Here is an 18,194-nt window from a genome sequence, read left to right as displayed (position 1 = left end):
GCACACGCTCCGCGATAGTGTGCGGAAGATCCGGGAATTCTTCAGATAATCCGGGTTACAGCGCCATGGCGTCGGCCAGCTTGTCGCGGTCGGCGGCGACATCCTCGGTCCGGAAACTGACCTGTCCGCCCTGCAGCACGGTCACCCGGTCGGCAAGGCCCAGCGCGAAGTCGAAATATTGCTCGACCAGCACGATGGCGATCTCGCCCTCGTCGCGCAGCACCTCGATGACGCGGCCGATATCCTTGATGATCGACGGCTGGATGCCCTCGGTGGGCTCGTCCAGCAGCAGCACCCGCGGCCGTGCGATCAGCGCCCGCGCAATGGCCAGCTGTTGCTGCTGCCCGCCCGACAGGTCCCCGCCGCGCCGGTGGCGCATCTTGGCCAGCACCGGGAACAGCTCGAAGATCCGGTCGGGCACGTCCCGACCGCCGCGCGGCAGGCAGGCAAAGCCGGTTTCCAGATTCTCGGCCACGCTCAGCAGCGGGAACACCTCGCGTCCCTGGGGGACATAGGCGATGCCGGCCCGCGCCGCCGTCACGGCGTTGGGATGGCCCAGGTCGCGGCCGTCCAGCGTGATCCGCCCCTCGGTGAAGGGATGCCGCCCGGCGATGGCCTTCATCAGCGAGGTCTTCCCGACCCCGTTCACGCCCATGAGCGCGGTCACCTGCCCCGGCCGCGCCACGAGGTCCACACCGTGGAGCACCTGGCTCTGGCCATAGCGCAGGGTCAGACCGGTTACGTCCAGCATCGCTCAGCGCCCCAGGTAGACATCGATCACGTCCTTGTTCTGCGTCACGTGGTCCAGCGATCCCTCGGCCAGCACGCGCCCCTCGTGCAGCACGGTGACCTTGCAGCCCAGGCGGCGGACGAAGGCCATGTCGTGCTCGACCACGACGATGGCGTGCCGCTGGGCCAGCCGGTTCAGAAGGTCGGTGGTATGCTCGCGCTCGGCGGTGGTCATGCCCGCCGCGGGTTCGTCCACCAGCAGAAGCCGCGGCTCCTGCGCCAGCAGCATCCCGATTTCGAGCCACTGCTTCTGCCCATGGCTCAGCGCACCGGCGGGACGGTCGAGGTGATCTTCCAGCCCGATCTCGGCCGCGACCTCATGCAGGCGGCCCTCGTCGATATTTCGGCGCAGCAGCACGTCGAACGGCCCGCGCGGCGCCTTCAGCGCCATGGCCAGGTTGTCGCGCACCGATTGCGCTTCGAACACGGTGGGCTTCTGGAACTTGCGCCCCACGCCCAGCCGCGCGATGGCCTGCTCGCTCAGCCCCACCAGGTTGCGGTTTTCCTCGCCCCACAGCACGTGGCCCGAATCCGGCCGGGTCTTGCCGGTCACGATGTCCATGAAGGTGGTCTTACCCGCGCCATTGGGGCCGATCACGGCGCGCAGCTCGGGCTCGCCGATGGAGAAGGACAGGTTGTCGATGGCCTGGAAGCCATCGAAGCTGACCGACACGCCCGAAACTTCCAGCAGGGTCATTCGCGGCCCTCCTCCTGCCGCTTGGCGCCCTTGTCGGGGCCGTAGTCCCCCTGCCGGTCGGGCACGCGCCGCGCCTGCACCAGGTCCACCAGCCCGCCGATCCCCTTGGGCGCGAACAGCGTGACGCAGACGAAGCTGAGGCCCAGCAGCACCAGCCACCAGTCGGTCCATTGCACGGTGTAGACGCCCAGGTTGATGTCGGGCGCGCCGCCGCCGGTGAACCAGCTGGACAGGAGCGACACCAGCGCCGCGCCGATGGCCGCGCCGTAGAGCCGCCCGCGCCCGCCGATCGCGACCCAGACCGCCAGGTAGATCGAGGCGATGGGCGCGATCTCGGCCGGGTTGATGATGCCCGCCTGCGGGTAATAAAGCGCGCCGGCGATCCCCGTGACCACCGCGGTGAGGGTGAAGGCGAACAGCTTGAAGCCCTCCACGTGATAGCCCAGGAACCGCACCCGCGCCTCGTCGTCGCGAACGGCACGCAGCACGCTGCCCATCTTGCCCGACACCACCCAGGCGAACAGCAGGTAGCCCAGCGCCAGTGCCAGCGCCGACGCCCACAGGAACCACAGGGAGATCGTCGCCTGCGGAACCTGCTCGTAGCCGGGAATGTTCTGCAGCCCCGACAGCCCGTTGTTGCCGCGCAGGCCGCTGTCGTTCTGGAAGAGGTAAAGCGCCAGCGCGAGCGTCATCGCCTGCGTCAGGATCGACAGGTAGACGCCCGTGACCCGGCTGCGGAAGGCCAGCCAGCCGAAGACCAGCGCCAGCAGACCCGGCACCAGCACGACAAGGGCAAGCTGCGCGACCAGCGAATGCGAGAACATCCAGACCAGCGGAAAGTCGGACGCCCCCACGACGCCGAAGATCTGCGACCCGATGGCATCCCGGATCTCGTCCTGGGTGGGCGGCAGGGGCTGCTGGGCCAGCGCGGGCGCGACGATGTTCTCGGTCCGCGCGTACATCAGCCACATCCCGATCATGTAACCGCCCAGCCCGAAGAACGCCATGTGCCCGAGGCTGAGGATGCCGGTATAGCCCCAGACCACGTCCATGGCGACGGCAGCCAGCATCAGGCACAAGGTCTTGCCCAGCGTCTTGACGAAGGCGGTCGAGATCATGCCTTGGCTGGCCATCACCGTGACGACCAGCGTGAAGACGGCCAGCGCCCCGAGGAACACCCAGGTGGACGGCGCCGTGGCGGGACGCGGCGTGGGGCGCAGGGGCAGGCTTTCGCTGACGGCCATGGCTCAGTCCCCCGCCGCACGTCCGCGCAGCGCGACGATGCCGCGCGGCCGGAACTGGATGAACACGATGATGAAGAGGATCATGTAGGTCTGCGCCGCCAGCGTGTTGGACGGGTTCAGCGACTCGATCAGCTTCTGCAGCACGCCGATCAGCCCCGCCCCCGCCAGCGTGCCCCAGACATTGCCGACGCCGCCCACGACCACGGTCATGAAGCTTTGCACGATGTAGTTCGCCCCCATCTCGGACGTGACCTGCGCGTAGAGGCCGATGGCCACGCCCGCGATCCCCGCGATGCCCGAACCGATGCCGAAGGTCGCCATGTTGATGCGGTCGGGGTCGATCCCCATGCTGGCCGCCATGCCCGGGTTCTGCGTGACCGCCCGCACCTCGAGCCCCAGCCGCGTGCGGTTCAGGATGAACAGCAGCAGCCCGAGGAACAGCGCCGCCAGCACGAAGATGGCGATGCGGATATAGCTGATGCCCACCAGCTCGTTCAGGACCCACTGCCCGTCCAGCCAGCCCGGCGCGGTGAGCGGTCGCGCCTGCGTGCCGAAGATGTTCTTGGCCAGCTGCTGCAGCGCGATCGAGATACCGAAGGTCGCCAGCAGCGTCTCCAGCGGGCGGTGATAGAGGTGCCGGATCACCAGCCGCTCCATCGCGATCCCGGCGGCGCCCGCGACCAGGAAGGCCAGCGGCAGCGCGATCACCAGCGACAGGGTGTAGTCGGGCACGAATTGCTGGACGACATAGCCGGTGTAGGCGCCCATCATGATGAATTCGCCATGGGCCATGTTGATGACCCCCATGACGCCGAAGGTGATGGCGAGCCCGATGGCCGCCAGGAAGTAGATCGAGGCCAGCGACAGCGCGTCCAGCGCCAAGTCGGCGGTCTGGGCGGCGCCGACGCGCAGATCCACCGCCTCGAGCGTTTCGCGCGCGGCATCGGTGATGGCGGGGTCGTCCTCGTCGTAGGCGGCGAAAAACACGTGATCGGCCAGCGCGGCGTCGACCTCTTCCTCGGTGACGAAGGGCGGAACCTCGCCCGCTTCGGCCAGGGTGACATAGGCGTCGCGGCGGGCGGCGTCGGTGTCCAGCGTCTCGACCGGCACGCCGGCGACGGTGCCGTCCTCGATCGCCGCGATCAACGCGTCGCGCAGCGCCGCGTCCGACACGCGGGCGGGAGCCAGGCCTTCGTCGACCAGCCGGCCATAGGCCTCGACCCGGCTGATATCCTCGCCCGGGGTGAGGATGCGCGCGACGTTGACGTCATCCGGCAAGGTCGCCGCCACGCGCTCCTCGGTCTCGAGGATCTGGCTCAGCGCCGCGCGGGCGTCGGAGGACACGGTGCCGCCCAGCCCTTCGATCGCCTCGACGCGGGCCTCGGTGGTCTCGCCGAAACGGGCGATCAGGATGTTGCGCAGACGCTCCTTCTCGGCGCGGATGGCGGCGACGGGCTCGTCGGGAATGGACTGGGTCAGCGGTTCGATCTGGTCGGCATCGGGCCGCCGGGCGATGGAGGTCAGCGCCTCGCGCCGCACCTCGGGCGCGGGGTCGGACAGGCGGAAGCGGACCAGCGCGCCGCCCAGCACCCGGCGCACGCCGCCATTGGGCCGAACCTCTTCCACGCGGTCCTCGGGCACCATTGTCTCCGCGCCGGTGTCCAGGTCGATCAGGGTGATCTGCCCGTCCGACGTGCGCCCGGCGCGGTAGAAGCGGCCATCGGCGGTGTCACGGACGATGTCGCGGTCCTGCCACGCGGCCAGGAAATCCGGCGCGTTGGGCAAACCGGCGGCCAGCAGGTCGTCGATCACGACGCCCACGCTGCGGCGGCCGGGGTCGGCGACCTCGTCGGCGTGGGTCTGGAGGATCGATTGCAGGTCCTGCGCGACCACCGCGGTGGGGGCGAACAGGCACAGGGCAAGGGCGAGGAAAAGGCGGCGCATGGATCGTCCCGGTCAGGGCAATGGGCGCGCCGGTCGGCCGGCGCGCCCCAGAGGCTCAGGTCAGTAGTTCGACTTGATCTGCACGCAGGTGTCGGTCTCGGTGTTGTACATCCCGCATTCCAGCTCCTGCCAATCGGACTCGAGCACGGCCGACTCGGGCAGGAAGTCGGTCCAGGCGTCGCCCGGCACCGGATCGGTCTGGGTGATGATGTCGAACTGGCCGTCGGCGCGGATTTCGCCGATCAGCACGGGCTTGGCCAGGTGGTGGTTGGTGCCCATCACCGCGGTGCCGCCGGTGAGGTTGGGAAATTCCTGGCCCCACATGGCCTGACGCACGGCGTCGACGTCGGTGGTCCCGGCCTCTTCGACCGCGTTCACCCACATGTTGAAGCCGATATAGTGGGCCTCCATCGGGTCGTTGGTCACGCGGTCCTCGCTGCCGATGAAGTCCTGCCAGGCGGCGATGAACTCGGCATTGGCCTCGGTGTCGGCGGACATGAAGTAGTTCCACGCGGCCAGGTGCCCTTCGAGATTCGAGGTGTCGAGACCCGAAAGCTCTTCCTCGCCGACCGAGAAGGCGACGACGGGGATGTCATCCGCGCTCACGTTCTGGGCGGCCAGTTCCTTGTAGAAGCCCACGTTGGCGTCGCCGTTGATGGTCGAGATCACGCCCACCTGGCTGCCGTCCGAGCCCAGTTCGATCACGTCCGACACGATGGTCGACCAATCCGAATGGCCGAAGGGGGTGTAGTTTACGAAGATGTCCTCGTCCGCGATGCCCGCATCCTTCAGGTAGCTTTCGAGGATGTTGTTCGTGGTGCGCGGATAGACATAGTCGGTGCCCAGCAGCGCGAATTTCTCGACGCCCAGTTCCTCGAGGAAGTAATCCACGGCCGGGATGGCCTGCTGGTTCGGCGCCGCGCCGGTGTAGAAGACGTTCTTCGACGACTCCTCGCCCTCGTATTGCACCGGGTAGAACAGCAGGCCGTTCAGCTCTTCGATGACCGGAAGAACGGATTTGCGGCTCACGCTGGTCCAGTTGCCGAAGATCACGTCGACCTCGTGCACGCTCAGCAGTTCGCGCGCCTTCTCGGCGAAGAGCGGCCAGTCCGACGCCGGGTCGACGACCACGGCCTCGAGCTCGCAGCCCAGCACGCCACCCGCCTCGTTCTGCTGTTCGACCAGCATCAGCATGGCGTCTTTCAGCGTGGTCTCGGAGATGGCCATGGTGCCCGACAGCGAGTGCAGCACGCCGACCTTGATCGGGCACGAGACGTCCTGGGCGGCGGCGGGAAGCGCCCCCAGAACAACGGCGGAGGAAAGAAGAACGGAACGGATAGACATGATGACCCCTCATCAGGCGCGCGGAACGGGGGGATTCCGGCTCGACACGGGCCGTCACCGCAACATATCCCTGCCCACGCAATTTCGGTTGCGCGTGCGGCGGCGCGGTTCGGTTTCGCAGACTGGTGGCGCCGTCGCACATCTGATGCCGGTTTGATCACCCGGCGGGTCGAATGGAGCGTTCGGAGGCGGATTCGCACAGGACTCAGCGGTTGAGACCCGCAAGGCCCGCCTCGATTGCCGGATTTTGAGGCATATGACCCTGCGTCAGCACAATGCGCAGGCGTCTTTCGTATGCGTCGGACAGCCCCGCTCGGCTGGACAGGCCGTCGGGCGGCATGCATCATCCGCGTCGAAGACACCCCAGGGGTATCCATGCGAAAGTTCCTCGTCATCCTCGACGACAGCCGCGAATGCCTGAACGCCATGCGCTTCGCGGCCATGCGCGCCGCGCGGACGGGCGGCGGCGTGCAGATCCTGTCCATCATCGCCCCCGACGAGTTCAACCACTGGGTCGGCGTGGGCGAGATCATGCGCGAAGAGGCGCGCGAGCGGATCCGCGCCCATTACGAGGTCTTCGCCAAGTGGATGCGCGACCGGCAGGGCGTCGACCCCGAACTGGTCATCCGCGAGGGCGAGGCGGTGCCGCAGCTCATGGCGCAGATCGAGGAAGACGGCGAGATCGGCGTGCTGGTTCTCGGCGCCAGCAGCGAAAAGGGCGGGCCGGGGCCGCTGGTCCAGCACCTGTCGAAGATCGCCGGGTCGCTGCCCGTGCCGCTGACCGTGGTGCCGGGCAACCTGAGCAAGGAACAGCTCGAGGCGATCACCTGACATGAGCGCAGGTGACCGCCCGCAAGGCGCGGCCAAGGCCGGCGCCTGTCCGGCCGCACGCGTGGCCTGGATCGACCGGGCGCGGGGCATCGCGCTGGTGGCGATGATCGTCTTCCACTTCAGCTATGACCTGGACATGCTGGGCGTCACGCAATGGGACGTGGGCGGCGCGCCGGGCTGGCGGCTGTTCGCCATGTCCATCGCCGGGAGCTTCATCGCGCTGGCGGGCGTGTCGCTGCAACTGGCCCATGGGCGCGGTGTCCGCTGGCGCGGGTTTCTGCGGCGGCTGGGGCAACTGGTGCTGGCCGCCGCCGCGGTCACGCTCGCCACGCATTACGCCATGGGCGCGGCGGTGTGGTTCGGCATCCTGCACGCCATCGCCGTCTTCTCGGTGCTGGCGCTGCCGTTCCTGTTCGCGCCCGGCTGGCTGGTGGCGCTGGCCGCCCTGCTGACGCTGGCCGCGCCGCATGTCCTGACCTCGGATCTCTTCTCGCACCCCGCGCTCTACCCGCTCGGGCTGTCGCCGACCCGCTGGTTCGCGCTGGATTACGAGCCGGTCTTCCCCTGGTTCGCCGCCACGCTGGCGGGGCTCTTGGTGGCGCGGATCGCCCCCCTGCCCCGCGGCCCGGTCGCCTCGGACCTGCTGGCCCGCATGGGGCGCCATTCGCTGGTGATCTACCTGTTGCACCAGCCCATTTTGCTGGCCATCCTGATGGGCGCGCGGCAGCTGGGGCTACTTTAGAACGGTTCTAGAGTCCTTGACATGGCGGGCGCCATTCCGCATATCGGGTGCAGCAGTAAGGAAGACGCCGCAATGTTCATCCAGACCGAATCCACGCCCAACCCCGCCACGCTGAAGTTCCTGCCCGGCCAGACCGTGCTCGAGACCGGCACGGCCGACTTTCCCTCGGCCGAAACCGCCGACACCTCGCCGCTGGCGACGCGCATCTTCGCCGTCGACGGCACCACGGGCGTGTTCCTGGGCAACGACTTCGTCACCGTGACCAAGCAGGATGGGACCGAATGGGACCATATCAAGCCCGCGATCCTGGGTGCGATCATGGAGCACTTCCAGTCCGGCCAGCCGGTCATGGCGGGCGGCGCCGACCAGTCGGGCGGCCATGCCGACCACGAAGGCCCCGACGGTGAGATCGTCGTCCAGATCAAGGAACTGCTGGACACCCGCGTGCGCCCGGCCGTGGCGCAGGACGGCGGCGACATCACCTTCCACGGGTTCGAGCGTGGCGTTGTCTACCTGCACATGCAGGGCGCCTGCGCCGGCTGCCCGTCCTCGACCCTGACGCTGAAGATGGGGATCGAGAACCTGCTGCGCCATTACATCCCCGAGGTTATCGAGGTGCGGCCGGTTGCCTGACGCACCGACGCTTCTTGCCTTCGACACATCGGCCGCGCACTGCGCGGCCGCTTTGCGTTCGGGCGGGTCGCTCGTGGCGCTGGCACAGGAGGACATGGCGCGGGGACAGGCCGAACGGCTGATCCCGATGCTGGAAGAGCTGCTGTCGCAGGCGGGCCTTTGCTGGGGCGACCTTGATGCGCTGGCGGTGGGCATCGGTCCCGGCAACTTCACCGGCCTGCGCGTGGGGGTCGCGGCGGCGCGCGGGCTTGCCCTGGGCCTCGACCGCCCCTGCCATGGTGTGTCGAGCTTCGACGTCGCGCTGTCGGCCACCTCGGGCGACGCGCTGGTCTGCCTGCCCGCGCCGCGCGACATGGCCCATGTGCGCGCCTATCGCGACGGCGCGCCGGACGGCCCTGCCCGCCTTATCGACCCTTCCGATCCGCCGGGCGACCTGGCGGCGGGCGCCGGGATGCAGGCGGTCGGCCCCCTGGCGCTGCAAGTCGGCCCCACACTGGGCCTGCCCGCGCTGGAAACCGACCTCGACGCCATCGCGCCGCGTATCTGCGAGATCGCCGAGCGGCGGCACATGGGCGGCGACACCGCGCCCGACCGGCCCGCGCCGCTTTACCTGCGCCCGCCCGACGCCGCCCCCGCCCGCGCCCAGCCCCCGGTCGCATGACGCCCGAGGACCTGGCCCGGCTCCACGCCCGCGCCATCACCGTGCCGCCGCCGTTCCCGGCCGAGGGCTTCCGCGACCTGCTGGCCCAGCCGGGCGCCGTCCTGGTCACACGGGACCATGCTTTCGCCCTGGGGCGTGTCGTGCTGGACGAGGCCGAGCTGCTGACCATCGCCACCGATCCCGACCACCGCCGCAAGGGCCTGGGCCGCGCCTGTCTCGACGCGTTTCACGATGACGTGCGCGCATACGGTGCAACGCGCGTCTTTCTCGAGGTGGCCGAGACCAACGCGGCGGCCCGGGCGCTTTACGACGCCATGGGCTATGAGCAACTGGGCCTGCGCCGTGGCTACTACCGCGATCCTGCAGCGGGGTCGGTGGATGCGCTGGTGCTGGGCCGGGATCTGGTCCCATGACGAAACGTCATCTGCCTCAATCCACGGCAGGTGCCCCGTCGCGCGGCGATTCATCCACAATCCCGTCTTGATTCTCGGGTCCGCACGGCCCTTAATCGCGGCTGTCGCGGGCGCCCTCGGGCGACCCCGGGCCATGGGCGCCAAAGCCCTTGGCCAAAGAACAACACAAGGGAGACACCCCCAATGACCACCATGAAAACCCTTCTGGGTGCAGTCGCCGCCTCGGCGCTGGCCGCCGGCGCTGCCATGGCCGAGCCGGGCCTCATCATCGACCTGGGCGGCAAGTTCGACAAGTCGTTCAACGAATCCGCCTATAACGGCGCGCAGCGCTGGGTCGAGGACAACGACGGCGCCGACTACCTCGAGACCGAGCTGGCCTCGGAAGCGCAGCGCGAGCAGACCATGCGCCGCATGGCCGATCGCGGCGCGAACCCGGTCGTGGTCCTGGGCTTCGCCAACGGCTCGACGCTGGAACAGGTGGCCCCCGACTACCCCGAGACCAACTTCGTGATCGTCGACATGGTGGTGGACCAGCCCAACGTGCAATCCATCGTCTTCGCCGAGCACCAGGGCAGCTACCTCGTGGGCATGATGGCCGCCATGGCCTCCGAGACGGGCACCGTTTCCTTCGTGGGCGGCATGGACGTCCCGCTGATCCGCAAGTTCGCCTGCGGCTATGCCCAGGGCGCCAAGGCGGCGAACCCCGACGTGGAAGTGATCGCCAACATGACCGGCACCACCCCCGCCGCGTGGAACGACCCGGTGAAGGGCGGCGAGCTGACCCGCTCGCAGATCAGCCAGGGCTCTGACGTGGTCTTCGCCGCCGCCGGCGGCACCGGCGTCGGCGTGCTGCAGGCCGCCGCCGACGAGGGCGAGCTGGCCATCGGCGTGGACAGCAACCAGAACTACCTGCACCCGGGCAACATGCTGACCTCGATGGTCAAGCGCGTGGACAACGCCGTTTACGACGCCTTCACCGCCGCCGTCGAGGGCGAGCTGCAGACCGGCATCGTGGTCAAGGACCTGTCCAACGACGGCGTCGGCGTTGCCATGGACGAGTTCAACGAGGACCTCGTCACCGAGGAGATGATGGCAGCCGTGGAAGAAGCGCGCGCCGCCATCGAGTCGGGCGAGCTGGAAGTCCACGATTACACCAGCGACGACAGCTGCCCCGCGCTGACGTTCTGATCGCGACCTGACGACACCGGCCCCCGCGCGACCCCGCGCGGGGGCCGTTTTACTAAATCCCCGAAGGGTGGGCTCCATGACGGCACCGGCCATCGAACTCAAGGGCATCTCGAAGTCCTTCGGCCCCGTGCAGGCCAACAAGGACATCGCGATCCGCGTTATGCCCGGCACCATCCACGGCATCATCGGCGAGAACGGCGCGGGCAAATCCACGCTGATGTCGATCCTTTACGGCTTCTACAAGGCCGACAAGGGCGAGATCTTCATCCGCGGCGAGCGGACCGAGATTCCCGACAGCCAGGCCGCCATCCGCGCGGGCATCGGCATGGTGTTCCAGCATTTCAAGCTGGTGCAGAACTTCACCGTGCTGGAAAACATCGTGCTGGGCGCCGAGGATGGCGCGCTCTTGAAGGGCTCGCTGTCCAAGGCGCGCACCCTGCTGAAGCAGCTGTCCGAGGAATACGAACTGCATGTCGACCCCGACGCCAAGATCGAGGATCTGGGCGTGGGCATGCAGCAGCGGGTCGAGATCCTGAAGGCGCTCTATCGCCGGGCCGACATCCTGATCCTGGACGAACCCACCGGCGTGCTGACCCCCGCCGAGGCCGATCACCTGTTCCGCATTCTCGAAGGACTCAAGCGCGAGGGCAAGACGATCATCCTGATCACCCACAAGCTGCGCGAGATCATGGAGACCACCGACACGGTCAGCGTCATGCGCCGGGGTGAGATGACGGCCACGGTGAAGACCGCCGAGACCACGCCGCAGGAACTGGCCGAACTGATGGTGGGCCGCGAGGTCCTGCTGCGCGTGGACAAGCAGGCGGCCACGCCGGGCGAAACCGTGCTAAATGTTGAAAATCTGCAAGTCGTGGACGGCTCGGGCGTCGAACGGCTGCGGGGAATATCGCTTAACGTCAAGCGCGGCGAGATCCTCGGGATCTGCGGCGTGGCCGGGAACGGGCAGTCCGAATTGCTCGAGGTTCTGGGCGGTATGCGCCCCGGCAAGGGCCGCGTCACGGTCAACGGACAAGAGCTGGACCTGACCGGCGCCGAATCCGATGCCCGCACCCGGCGCCGCCGCGGCATCGCCCATGTCCCCGAGGACCGACAGGAAGAAGGCCTGATCATGGACTTCTTCGCTTGGGAAAACGTGGCCTTCGGATATCACGACGACGCGCGGTACCAGCGCGGCGTGATGATGAACAACGACGCCATCCGCGAGGATGCCGAGGCCAAGATCGCCAAGTTCGACGTGCGGCCCGCCAATTGCTGGCTGAAGGCCAAGAATTTCTCGGGCGGGAACCAGCAGAAGATCGTCATCGCCCGCGAGCTCGAACGCAATCCCGACCTTCTCTTGGTGGGACAGCCCACGCGCGGCGTCGATATCGGCGCGATCGAGTTCATCCACGAACAGATCGTCGCCCTGCGCGATGCCGGGAAAGCGGTGCTGCTGGTGTCGGTGGAACTGGATGAGATCCTGTCGCTAAGTGACCGTATCGCCGTCATTTTCGACGGTCGTATCATGGGCGAGCGCCTGCCGTCCGAAACCGACGAGCGCGAGCTGGGCCTGCTCATGGCCGGGATCACGGATACCGACAAGGACCACTCGGTCGACGAGATCGAGGAAAACCTCGCCCATGCCACTGGAAAGGCCGGCTGATGGACAAGCTTCCCAAGTGGGCCGACGTGGCCCTGATCCCGTTGATCAACCTGATCCTCGCCCTGATCGTCTCGGGCCTCGTGGTCGCGCTGATCGGCCAGGACCCGTTCGAGGCGCTGGCGATCATGGTGAACGGCGCCGTGGGCTCGACCTATGGCTGGGGCTACACGCTGTTCTACGCCACCAACTTCATCTTCACGGGCCTGGCCGTCGCCATCGCCTTCCACGCACGGCTGTTCAACATCGGCGGTGAAGGCCAGGCGCAGCTGGGCAGCCTGGGCGTCGCGCTGGTCTGCCTGATGGTGCCGTGGCCGCACTGGCTGATCGCGCTGCCGGTGGCGATCCTTGGCGGTGGCCTTTTCGGCGCGGCCTGGGCCGCCATCCCCGCCTACCTGCAGGCGACGCGGGGCAGCCATATCGTCATCACCACGATCATGTTCAACTTCATCGCCTCGGCGCTGCTGGTCTACCTGCTGGTGAGCGCGCTGAAGGCCCCCGGAATGGCGCCCGAATCCGCCCGTTTCGTCGAGGGTTCGCACCTGCCGACGGCGCGCGAGGTGTTGGGGGCCATCGGCATCGACTTCGCCCGCACGCCGATGAATGTCAGCTTCATCGTGGCCCTGCTGGCCTGCTGGGGCCTGTGGCTTCTGCTGTGGCGCACCAGGCTGGGATACGAGATCCGCGCCTTCGGCCACTCCGACAAGGCCGCCGTCTATGCCGGCATCAACCCGGTGCGGATCACCATGATCACGATGCTGATCTCGGGCGCCCTGGCCGGCCTCATGGCCATCAATGCCGTGATGGGCGAGCAGGAGCGGCTGTTGCAGGACAACGTGCTGGGCGCGGGCTTCGTGGGCATCGCCGTGGCGCTCATGGGGCGCTCGCACCCGGTGGGCGTGTTCATCGCAGCGGTCCTGTTCGGCGCGCTGTACCAGGGCGGCGCCGAGCTGGAGTTCGAAACCTCGATCCCGCGCGAGATGATCGTGGTGATCCAGGCGCTGGTCATCCTGTTCACCGGCGCGCTGGACGGCATGGTGCGCAGCCCTCTCGAGAAGGCCTTCCTGCGCTTCCGGCGCCAACCCGACAAACCCGGAGTGCCCGCGGAATGAACTATCTCGACCTGATCCAGATCCTCGATTCGTCGATCCGGCTGGCGACGCCGCTGCTGTTCGCCTGCCTGGCCGGGCTGTTCTCCGAGCGGGCGGGCGTGTTCGACATCGGGCTCGAGGGCAAGATCCTGATCTCGGCCTTCTTCTCGGCCGCCGTCGCCGCGCTGACCGGGTCGGTCTGGCTGGGGCTCCTGGCCGGCATCGCGTCCTCGATGGTGTTCTCGATGATCCACGGGCTGGCCTCGATCACCTTCCGGGGCGACCAGCTGATATCGGGCGTGGCGATCAACTTTCTCGCGGCGGGCATGACGGTGCTGATCGCGCAGGACTGGTTCTCGCAGGGCGGGCGCACGCCGCAGCTGTCGGGGGGCGCGCGCTTCTCGCCGATCGAACTCCCCTTCGCCGAGGCGCTGTCGGGCGTGCCCTTCATCGGTCCGCTTTATGCCGATGCGCTGTCGGGTCACACGATCCTCGTCTATGTGGGCCTGCTGACCGTGCCGCTGACCTGGTACGTCCTGTTCCGCACCCGGTTTGGATTGCGCCTTCGCGCGGTGGGCGAGAACCCCGGCGCGGTGGACACGGCCGGCGTCAGCGTCGTGCGGCTGCGCTACGCCGCCGTGGCGATCTGCGGCGTGCTATGCGGGCTGTCGGGCAGCTTCCTCGCCACCGGGCTGGCTGCGAGCTTCACCCAGAACATGAGCGCCGGGCGCGGCTACATCGCGCTGGCCGCGCTGATCTTCGCCAAATGGCGGCCGTGGTACGCGCTGGGGGCGTGCCTGCTCTTCGGTCTGCTTCAGGCCATTTCCAACCGCTATTCGTCGATCGACCTCGTGCTGTTCGAGATCCCCAACGCCTTCGTCCTGGCCCTGCCCTACATCCTCACCGTGGTGATCCTGGCGGGCTTCGTCGGAAAGGCCGTCCCGCCCCGCGCCGGTGGGCAACCCTACGTGAAGGAGCGCTGAAATGTCCCGCGCCGCAGACGACCTCGCCCGTTTCATCCGCGACCGGGCGGGCGACGCGCCCGTGCGGCTGGGCCTGATCCTGGGCTCGGGGCTGGGTCACCTGGCCGAGCAGGTGGACGGCGTCGCCATCCCCTACGACCAGCTGCCGGGCTTTCCGCACGCAGGCGTGTCGGGCCACAACCCCAAGCTGGTGGTGGGCGAGTTGGAGGGCCAGCGCATCGCGGTGCTGGGCGGGCGCGCGCATTACTACGAGAAGGGCGACCCGTCGGCCATGCGCCTGCCGCTTGAGGTTTTGAAGGCGCTGGGGGCCGAGGGGCTGATCGCCACCAACGCGGCCGGGTCGCTCGACCCGGAAATGCCCACGGGCAGCGCCATGCTGCTGAGCGACCACATCAATTTCTCGGGCCTGAACCCGCTGATCGGCGAGCCGACCGACGCACGGTTCGTACCGATGACCGATGCCCACGATCCCGACTGGCGCGCGGCGCTGCGCGACGCGGCCAAGGATACCGACACGCATCTGCACGAAGGCGTCTATGCCTGGTACTCCGGTCCCAGCTTCGAGACGCCCGCGGAGATCCGGGCCCTGCGGATCCTCGGAGCGGATGCGGTGGGCATGTCCACGGTGCCCGAGGTGATCCTCGCACGCTTCCTGGGGTTACGAGTCGCTGCGATCAGCGCGATCACGAACATGGCGGCGGGCCTGTCGGCCGAGAAGATCGGCCACGAACACACCAAGGAAATGGCCCCCCTCGGCGCCGCGAAACTGGAGAAAATCCTGCGCAGCTTCCTGTCGCGCCTGTGATTTATCGCGTCCGACGCTCTGGATTTTTCGCATCGGCAATGCTTTGAAGGGGTAACGGCCCCACCGAGGCTTTCCATGCAGATCTACCTTCCCATCGCCGAGGTGTCGGTCAATGCCTTCCTGCTCCTCGGGCTGGGCGGCTTGGTGGGCGTTCTGTCGGGCATGTTCGGTGTGGGCGGCGGGTTCCTGATGACGCCGCTGCTGTTCTTCATCGGCATTCCCCCCGCCGTGGCCGTGGCGACCGAGGCGAACCAGATCGTGGCCTCGTCCTTCTCGGCTGTCCTCGCGCATCTGCGACGCAAGACCGTGGACCTGAGGATGGGCACGGTCCTTTTGGTGGGCGGTCTCATAGGATCGGCCCTGGGGGTCTGGGTGTTCAACATCCTGCGGTCCATGGGCCAGGTCGACCTGCTGGTGAAGCTCAGCTACGTGATCTTCCTGGGCGCGATCGGCGGGCTGATGTTCATCGAGTCGCTGAACACCATCCGCAACACCCGCAAGGGCAAGGCGCCCAAGCGCAAGCACCACACCTGGATTCACGCCCTGCCCTTCAAGATGAAGTTCCGCACCTCGGGGCTGTATATCTCGGTCATCCCGCCCGCGCTGGTCGGTGTCTTCGTTGGCGTGCTGAGCGCGATCATGGGCGTGGGCGGCGGGTTCATCATGGTGCCGGCGATGATCTACCTGCTGGGGATGCCCACCAAGGTCGTGGTCGGCACGTCGCTGTTCCAGATCATCTTCGTCACGGCCTTCACCACGCTTCTGCACGCCACCACGAACTACACCGTCGACATGATCCTGGCGGTGCTGCTCTTGGTGGGCGGCGTCGTGGGCGCGCAGGTGGGGGCGCGTATCGGCGTGTACCTGAAGGCCGAGCAATTGCGCATCCTGCTGGCGGTGATGGTCCTGCTGGTCTGCGGCAAGCTGGCGCTGGACCTGCTGATCGAACCGGCCGAGCTGTATTCCATCGGGACGGCGGGACATTGATCCGGGCGCTGATCCTCCTGCTGGCGCTCGCCCTGCCCGCCAAGGCCGAAGACCTGGTGGCGGGCCTGTCGCAGAACCGCATCGCCATCTCGTCCAGCTTCGACGGCTCCGAGATCCTGATCTTCGGCGCGGTGAAACGGCAGGCCCCCATCCCCGAGGGACAGCTGGGCTTGATCGTCACGGTGGAGGGGCCGCAAAGGCCGCTCACCGTGCGCCGCAAGGCCAAGCAGGCGATCATCTGGGTGAACTCCGCCGCGGTCGAGATCGACCACGCGCCCAGCTTCTATGCCGTGAACACCTCGGGGCCCCTGGACGACGTGCTGAGCAACACGTCCGACCTGCGCCACCGGATCACCGTGCGACAGGCGATCCGGTCCGTGGGCGCGCCCATGGACGTGCAGGACGCGTCCGCCTTCACCGACGCGCTGGTGCGCATCCGCGAGCGGCAGGAACTTTACCAGCTGAACATCGGCGCGGTCGAAGTCAGCGACCAGACGCTGTTCAACACCCGGGTCGAGCTGCCCGCGAACCTGGTCGAGGGCGACTATACCTCGCGCATTTTCCTGACGCGTGAGGGCGCCGTGGTCGCCGAATACGCCGCCACGATCGACGTGGCCAAGGTGGGGCTGGAGCGGTTTCTTTATACCCTCGCCCAAGAAAATGCCCTGATCTACGGGCTGATGTCTCTCGCCATCGCCATCGCCGCGGGCTGGGGCGCCTCGGCCATGTTCCGCTACCTGCAAAGCTGAGGGCGATGGGCCGCTACTGCGCGGCGACGTGAGTTTTCATATGCGGCGCGCCATCGGTCGGGCCCGCCATGAGGCTGTCGATCAAAAGGCTCAGCAACTGCCCGCGATTTTGGGTGCCGGACTTGCGGTAGATCGCGTTCAGATGCGCCTTGACGGTGCCCTCGGCGCAGCCGCGGATCCGGGCAATTTCCGCGATCTCGAAACCCTTGACCAGGAAGGTCGCAACGTCCGTCTCGGACGGTGACAGCTTCCAGCGGGTGAAATGCGCCTCGATCACCTCGTGCACGGCGGCGCTGGCGATTTGCAGGTTCCGCTCCAGCCGCGCCTTGCTGCGCATCAGGTCGCGCAGATACCGGGCCTCGAAACCGATGGCCGCCAGCAGGGCAAAGGTGGCGACCGCCTCGATGCTCAGGTGAAAGCTGGCCCCTTCCGTTCCCATCTGCGCGCGCGCGTCTGCCACCAGATCGCCGAGGAAGAACACGACACAGCCGGCCTGCACCGCCATCAGGGCGGTCAGACCGGCCGGCAATCGCGTGTCGGGGACAAGGCGGATCATGGGTGCCAGATTATCCCGGCGGCATGTCCTTGTAACCCCGGACCATGGCGCCCGGCAGGTTCACGCCCGTGCGGTGGCTTTCGTAAAGCACCGCCAGGATGTGAACCAGCACCGAGATCTCGGTCCAGCTCACGGCGATCTCGTGCAGCTCCTCGGGCCATTCGACGCCCCAGAAGGCATCGGTGGTCATCAGCCAGCCCGAGACGCCCACCACCAGCAGCGCCAGCAGCAGGTTGTAGATCATCAAGGCGCCCAGCGGCGTGTGACCCGCATGGGCGTCGCGCCGCCCCGACAGCATGTCCGCCGCCTGCTGCCGCGCGCCGGACACGCTGGGCGGAAAGCTGGCGAAGCGTGCGTAGCGGCTGCCGACGAAGCCCCAGAGGATGCGCAGCAACACCAGCCCCACGACAAAATAGCCCACCCATTGATGCAGCTTGCTGTCGTCGTCGATGACCAGCGCGTTGGCGGCAAAGGCGAGGACAACGGACCAGTGAAAGACGCGGACCGCCGGGTCCCAGACCTGAATACGGTTCATGGTGTCGTCTCCAATTTGACCGAAATGAAGCTGGCCGCCGGGGCGGACCCCGGCGGCCTGGCTCTCAGTCGTCGTTCTCGGTGCGGACCACCGCGAGATCGGCGTCGAGGAAGACCTCGTATTTATGGCCGTCCTTGCGGGCGTAGGCCTCGTACAGGCCGTCCTCGATCTTTATCTTCGCGACCTCATAGCCTTGCTCGGTCAGGATCTGGCGGATCTGGGCGGTCGTTTCGTCGCTCAACTTGACGTCGGAGCTGGCGAAGGCCGCCCCGGCCATGGTGCCGGCCAGAAGAAGGGTGGTGAGGGTTTTCGTGAACATGGGGTGTCTCTTTCGATGCTTTG

The 18,194-nt window shown here is 67.5% G+C and carries 20 protein-coding genes; 12 read left to right on the top strand and 8 right to left on the bottom strand.

Features of this window, described 5'->3' with window-relative positions; translation table 11 throughout:
- Window positions 1–55: 55 nt before the first annotated feature.
- From urtE to urtA, 5 genes are read right to left on the bottom strand one after another with little or no spacing between them, the layout of a single operon-like run.
- Entirely contained in the window at window positions 56–751 is a 696-nt protein-coding gene (urtE, locus tag BMX96_RS01660) for an urea ABC transporter ATP-binding subunit UrtE (RefSeq protein WP_091843559.1), read from the bottom strand.
- 3 nt (window positions 752–754) lie between these two features.
- Window positions 755–1,486 carry an urea ABC transporter ATP-binding protein UrtD gene (gene urtD, locus BMX96_RS01655; RefSeq protein ID WP_091843555.1) on the bottom strand — a complete coding sequence of 244 codons (732 nt, stop codon included), beginning with the start codon at window positions 1,484–1,486 and terminating at the stop codon, window positions 755–757.
- Complete coding sequence (gene urtC, locus BMX96_RS01650) at window positions 1,483–2,730, bottom strand: urea ABC transporter permease subunit UrtC (RefSeq protein ID WP_091843552.1); 1,248 nt, start codon at window positions 2,728–2,730, stop codon at window positions 1,483–1,485. The genes urtD and urtC overlap by 4 nt, the downstream gene beginning before the upstream one ends.
- A 3-nt stretch (window positions 2,731–2,733) precedes the next feature.
- On the bottom strand, window positions 2,734–4,674 hold the full coding sequence (gene urtB / locus BMX96_RS01645; protein WP_091843549.1) for an urea ABC transporter permease subunit UrtB: 1,941 nt from the start codon (window positions 4,672–4,674) through the stop codon (window positions 2,734–2,736).
- A gap of 60 nt (window positions 4,675–4,734) precedes the next feature.
- Entirely contained in the window at window positions 4,735–6,018 is a 1,284-nt protein-coding gene (urtA, locus tag BMX96_RS01640) for an urea ABC transporter substrate-binding protein (protein WP_091843546.1), read from the bottom strand.
- A gap of 375 nt (window positions 6,019–6,393) precedes the next feature.
- Here urtA and BMX96_RS01635 point away from each other — a divergent pair, with 375 nt between their 5' ends.
- From BMX96_RS01635 to BMX96_RS01580, 12 genes are all read left to right on the top strand, one after another.
- A complete protein-coding gene (locus BMX96_RS01635; RefSeq protein ID WP_073128749.1) occupies window positions 6,394–6,849 on the top strand; it encodes a universal stress protein in 456 nt (151 codons plus the stop codon).
- A gap of 1 nt (window position 6,850) precedes the next feature.
- Window positions 6,851–7,591 carry a heparan-alpha-glucosaminide N-acetyltransferase gene (locus tag BMX96_RS01630; protein WP_091843543.1) on the top strand — a complete coding sequence of 247 codons (741 nt, stop codon included), beginning with the start codon at window positions 6,851–6,853 and terminating at the stop codon, window positions 7,589–7,591.
- A gap of 72 nt (window positions 7,592–7,663) precedes the next feature.
- A complete protein-coding gene (locus BMX96_RS01625) occupies window positions 7,664–8,224 on the top strand; it encodes a NifU family protein (RefSeq protein WP_073128747.1) in 561 nt (186 codons plus the stop codon).
- Window positions 8,217–8,885, top strand: coding sequence for a tRNA (adenosine(37)-N6)-threonylcarbamoyltransferase complex dimerization subunit type 1 TsaB (gene tsaB, locus BMX96_RS01620; protein WP_091843541.1), 669 nt, complete (start codon window positions 8,217–8,219; stop codon window positions 8,883–8,885). Before BMX96_RS01625 ends, tsaB begins: the two co-directional genes overlap by 8 nt.
- Window positions 8,882–9,298 (top strand): GNAT family N-acetyltransferase, encoded by a 417-nt coding sequence (locus BMX96_RS01615; protein WP_091843538.1) that lies wholly within the window; start codon window positions 8,882–8,884, stop codon window positions 9,296–9,298. The genes tsaB and BMX96_RS01615 overlap by 4 nt, the downstream gene beginning before the upstream one ends.
- A gap of 183 nt (window positions 9,299–9,481) precedes the next feature.
- Window positions 9,482–10,486, top strand: a complete 1,005-nt coding sequence (locus tag BMX96_RS01610) for a BMP family lipoprotein (RefSeq protein WP_091843535.1) — start codon at window positions 9,482–9,484, stop codon at window positions 10,484–10,486.
- Window positions 10,487–10,562: 76 nt separating this feature from the next.
- Window positions 10,563–12,149 (top strand): ABC transporter ATP-binding protein, encoded by a 1,587-nt coding sequence (locus BMX96_RS01605; RefSeq protein WP_091843532.1) that lies wholly within the window; start codon window positions 10,563–10,565, stop codon window positions 12,147–12,149.
- Window positions 12,149–13,258, top strand: coding sequence for an ABC transporter permease (locus tag BMX96_RS01600; RefSeq protein WP_073128742.1), 1,110 nt, complete (start codon window positions 12,149–12,151; stop codon window positions 13,256–13,258). The genes BMX96_RS01605 and BMX96_RS01600 overlap by 1 nt, the downstream gene beginning before the upstream one ends.
- Window positions 13,255–14,220 (top strand): ABC transporter permease, encoded by a 966-nt coding sequence (locus tag BMX96_RS01595; RefSeq protein ID WP_091843530.1) that lies wholly within the window; start codon window positions 13,255–13,257, stop codon window positions 14,218–14,220. The genes BMX96_RS01600 and BMX96_RS01595 overlap by 4 nt, the downstream gene beginning before the upstream one ends.
- Window position 14,221: 1 nt before the next feature.
- Complete coding sequence (locus BMX96_RS01590) at window positions 14,222–15,025, top strand: purine-nucleoside phosphorylase (RefSeq protein WP_091843527.1); 804 nt, start codon at window positions 14,222–14,224, stop codon at window positions 15,023–15,025.
- 75 nt (window positions 15,026–15,100) lie between these two features.
- Complete coding sequence (locus tag BMX96_RS01585) at window positions 15,101–16,012, top strand: sulfite exporter TauE/SafE family protein (RefSeq protein ID WP_073128739.1); 912 nt, start codon at window positions 15,101–15,103, stop codon at window positions 16,010–16,012.
- Window positions 16,009–16,761 (top strand): TIGR02186 family protein, encoded by a 753-nt coding sequence (locus tag BMX96_RS01580; protein WP_091843525.1) that lies wholly within the window; start codon window positions 16,009–16,011, stop codon window positions 16,759–16,761. The genes BMX96_RS01585 and BMX96_RS01580 overlap by 4 nt, the downstream gene beginning before the upstream one ends.
- Window positions 16,762–16,774: 13 nt before the next feature.
- On the opposite strand, the gene BMX96_RS01575 is transcribed toward BMX96_RS01580, so the two are convergent.
- The 3 genes from BMX96_RS01575 to BMX96_RS01565 all read right to left on the bottom strand — a co-directional run bounded on the left by BMX96_RS01575 (window position 16,775) and on the right by BMX96_RS01565 (window position 18,171).
- Window positions 16,775–17,317: a helix-turn-helix transcriptional regulator gene (locus BMX96_RS01575; protein ID WP_091843522.1), complete on the bottom strand. Its 543-nt coding sequence runs from the start codon at window positions 17,315–17,317 to the stop codon at window positions 16,775–16,777.
- A 10-nt stretch (window positions 17,318–17,327) separates the two neighbouring features.
- Complete coding sequence (locus tag BMX96_RS01570) at window positions 17,328–17,852, bottom strand: cytochrome b/b6 domain-containing protein (protein WP_091843519.1); 525 nt, start codon at window positions 17,850–17,852, stop codon at window positions 17,328–17,330.
- A gap of 64 nt (window positions 17,853–17,916) precedes the next feature.
- Window positions 17,917–18,171, bottom strand: coding sequence for a PepSY domain-containing protein (locus BMX96_RS01565; RefSeq protein WP_091843516.1), 255 nt, complete (start codon window positions 18,169–18,171; stop codon window positions 17,917–17,919).
- Window positions 18,172–18,194: the final 23 nt, after the last annotated feature.

It is taken from the genome of Palleronia pelagia (assembly GCF_900110115.1).
Lineage (GTDB): Bacteria > Pseudomonadota > Alphaproteobacteria > Rhodobacterales > Rhodobacteraceae > Palleronia > Palleronia pelagia.
This window is presented reverse-complemented; position numbering and strand designations above follow the sequence as displayed.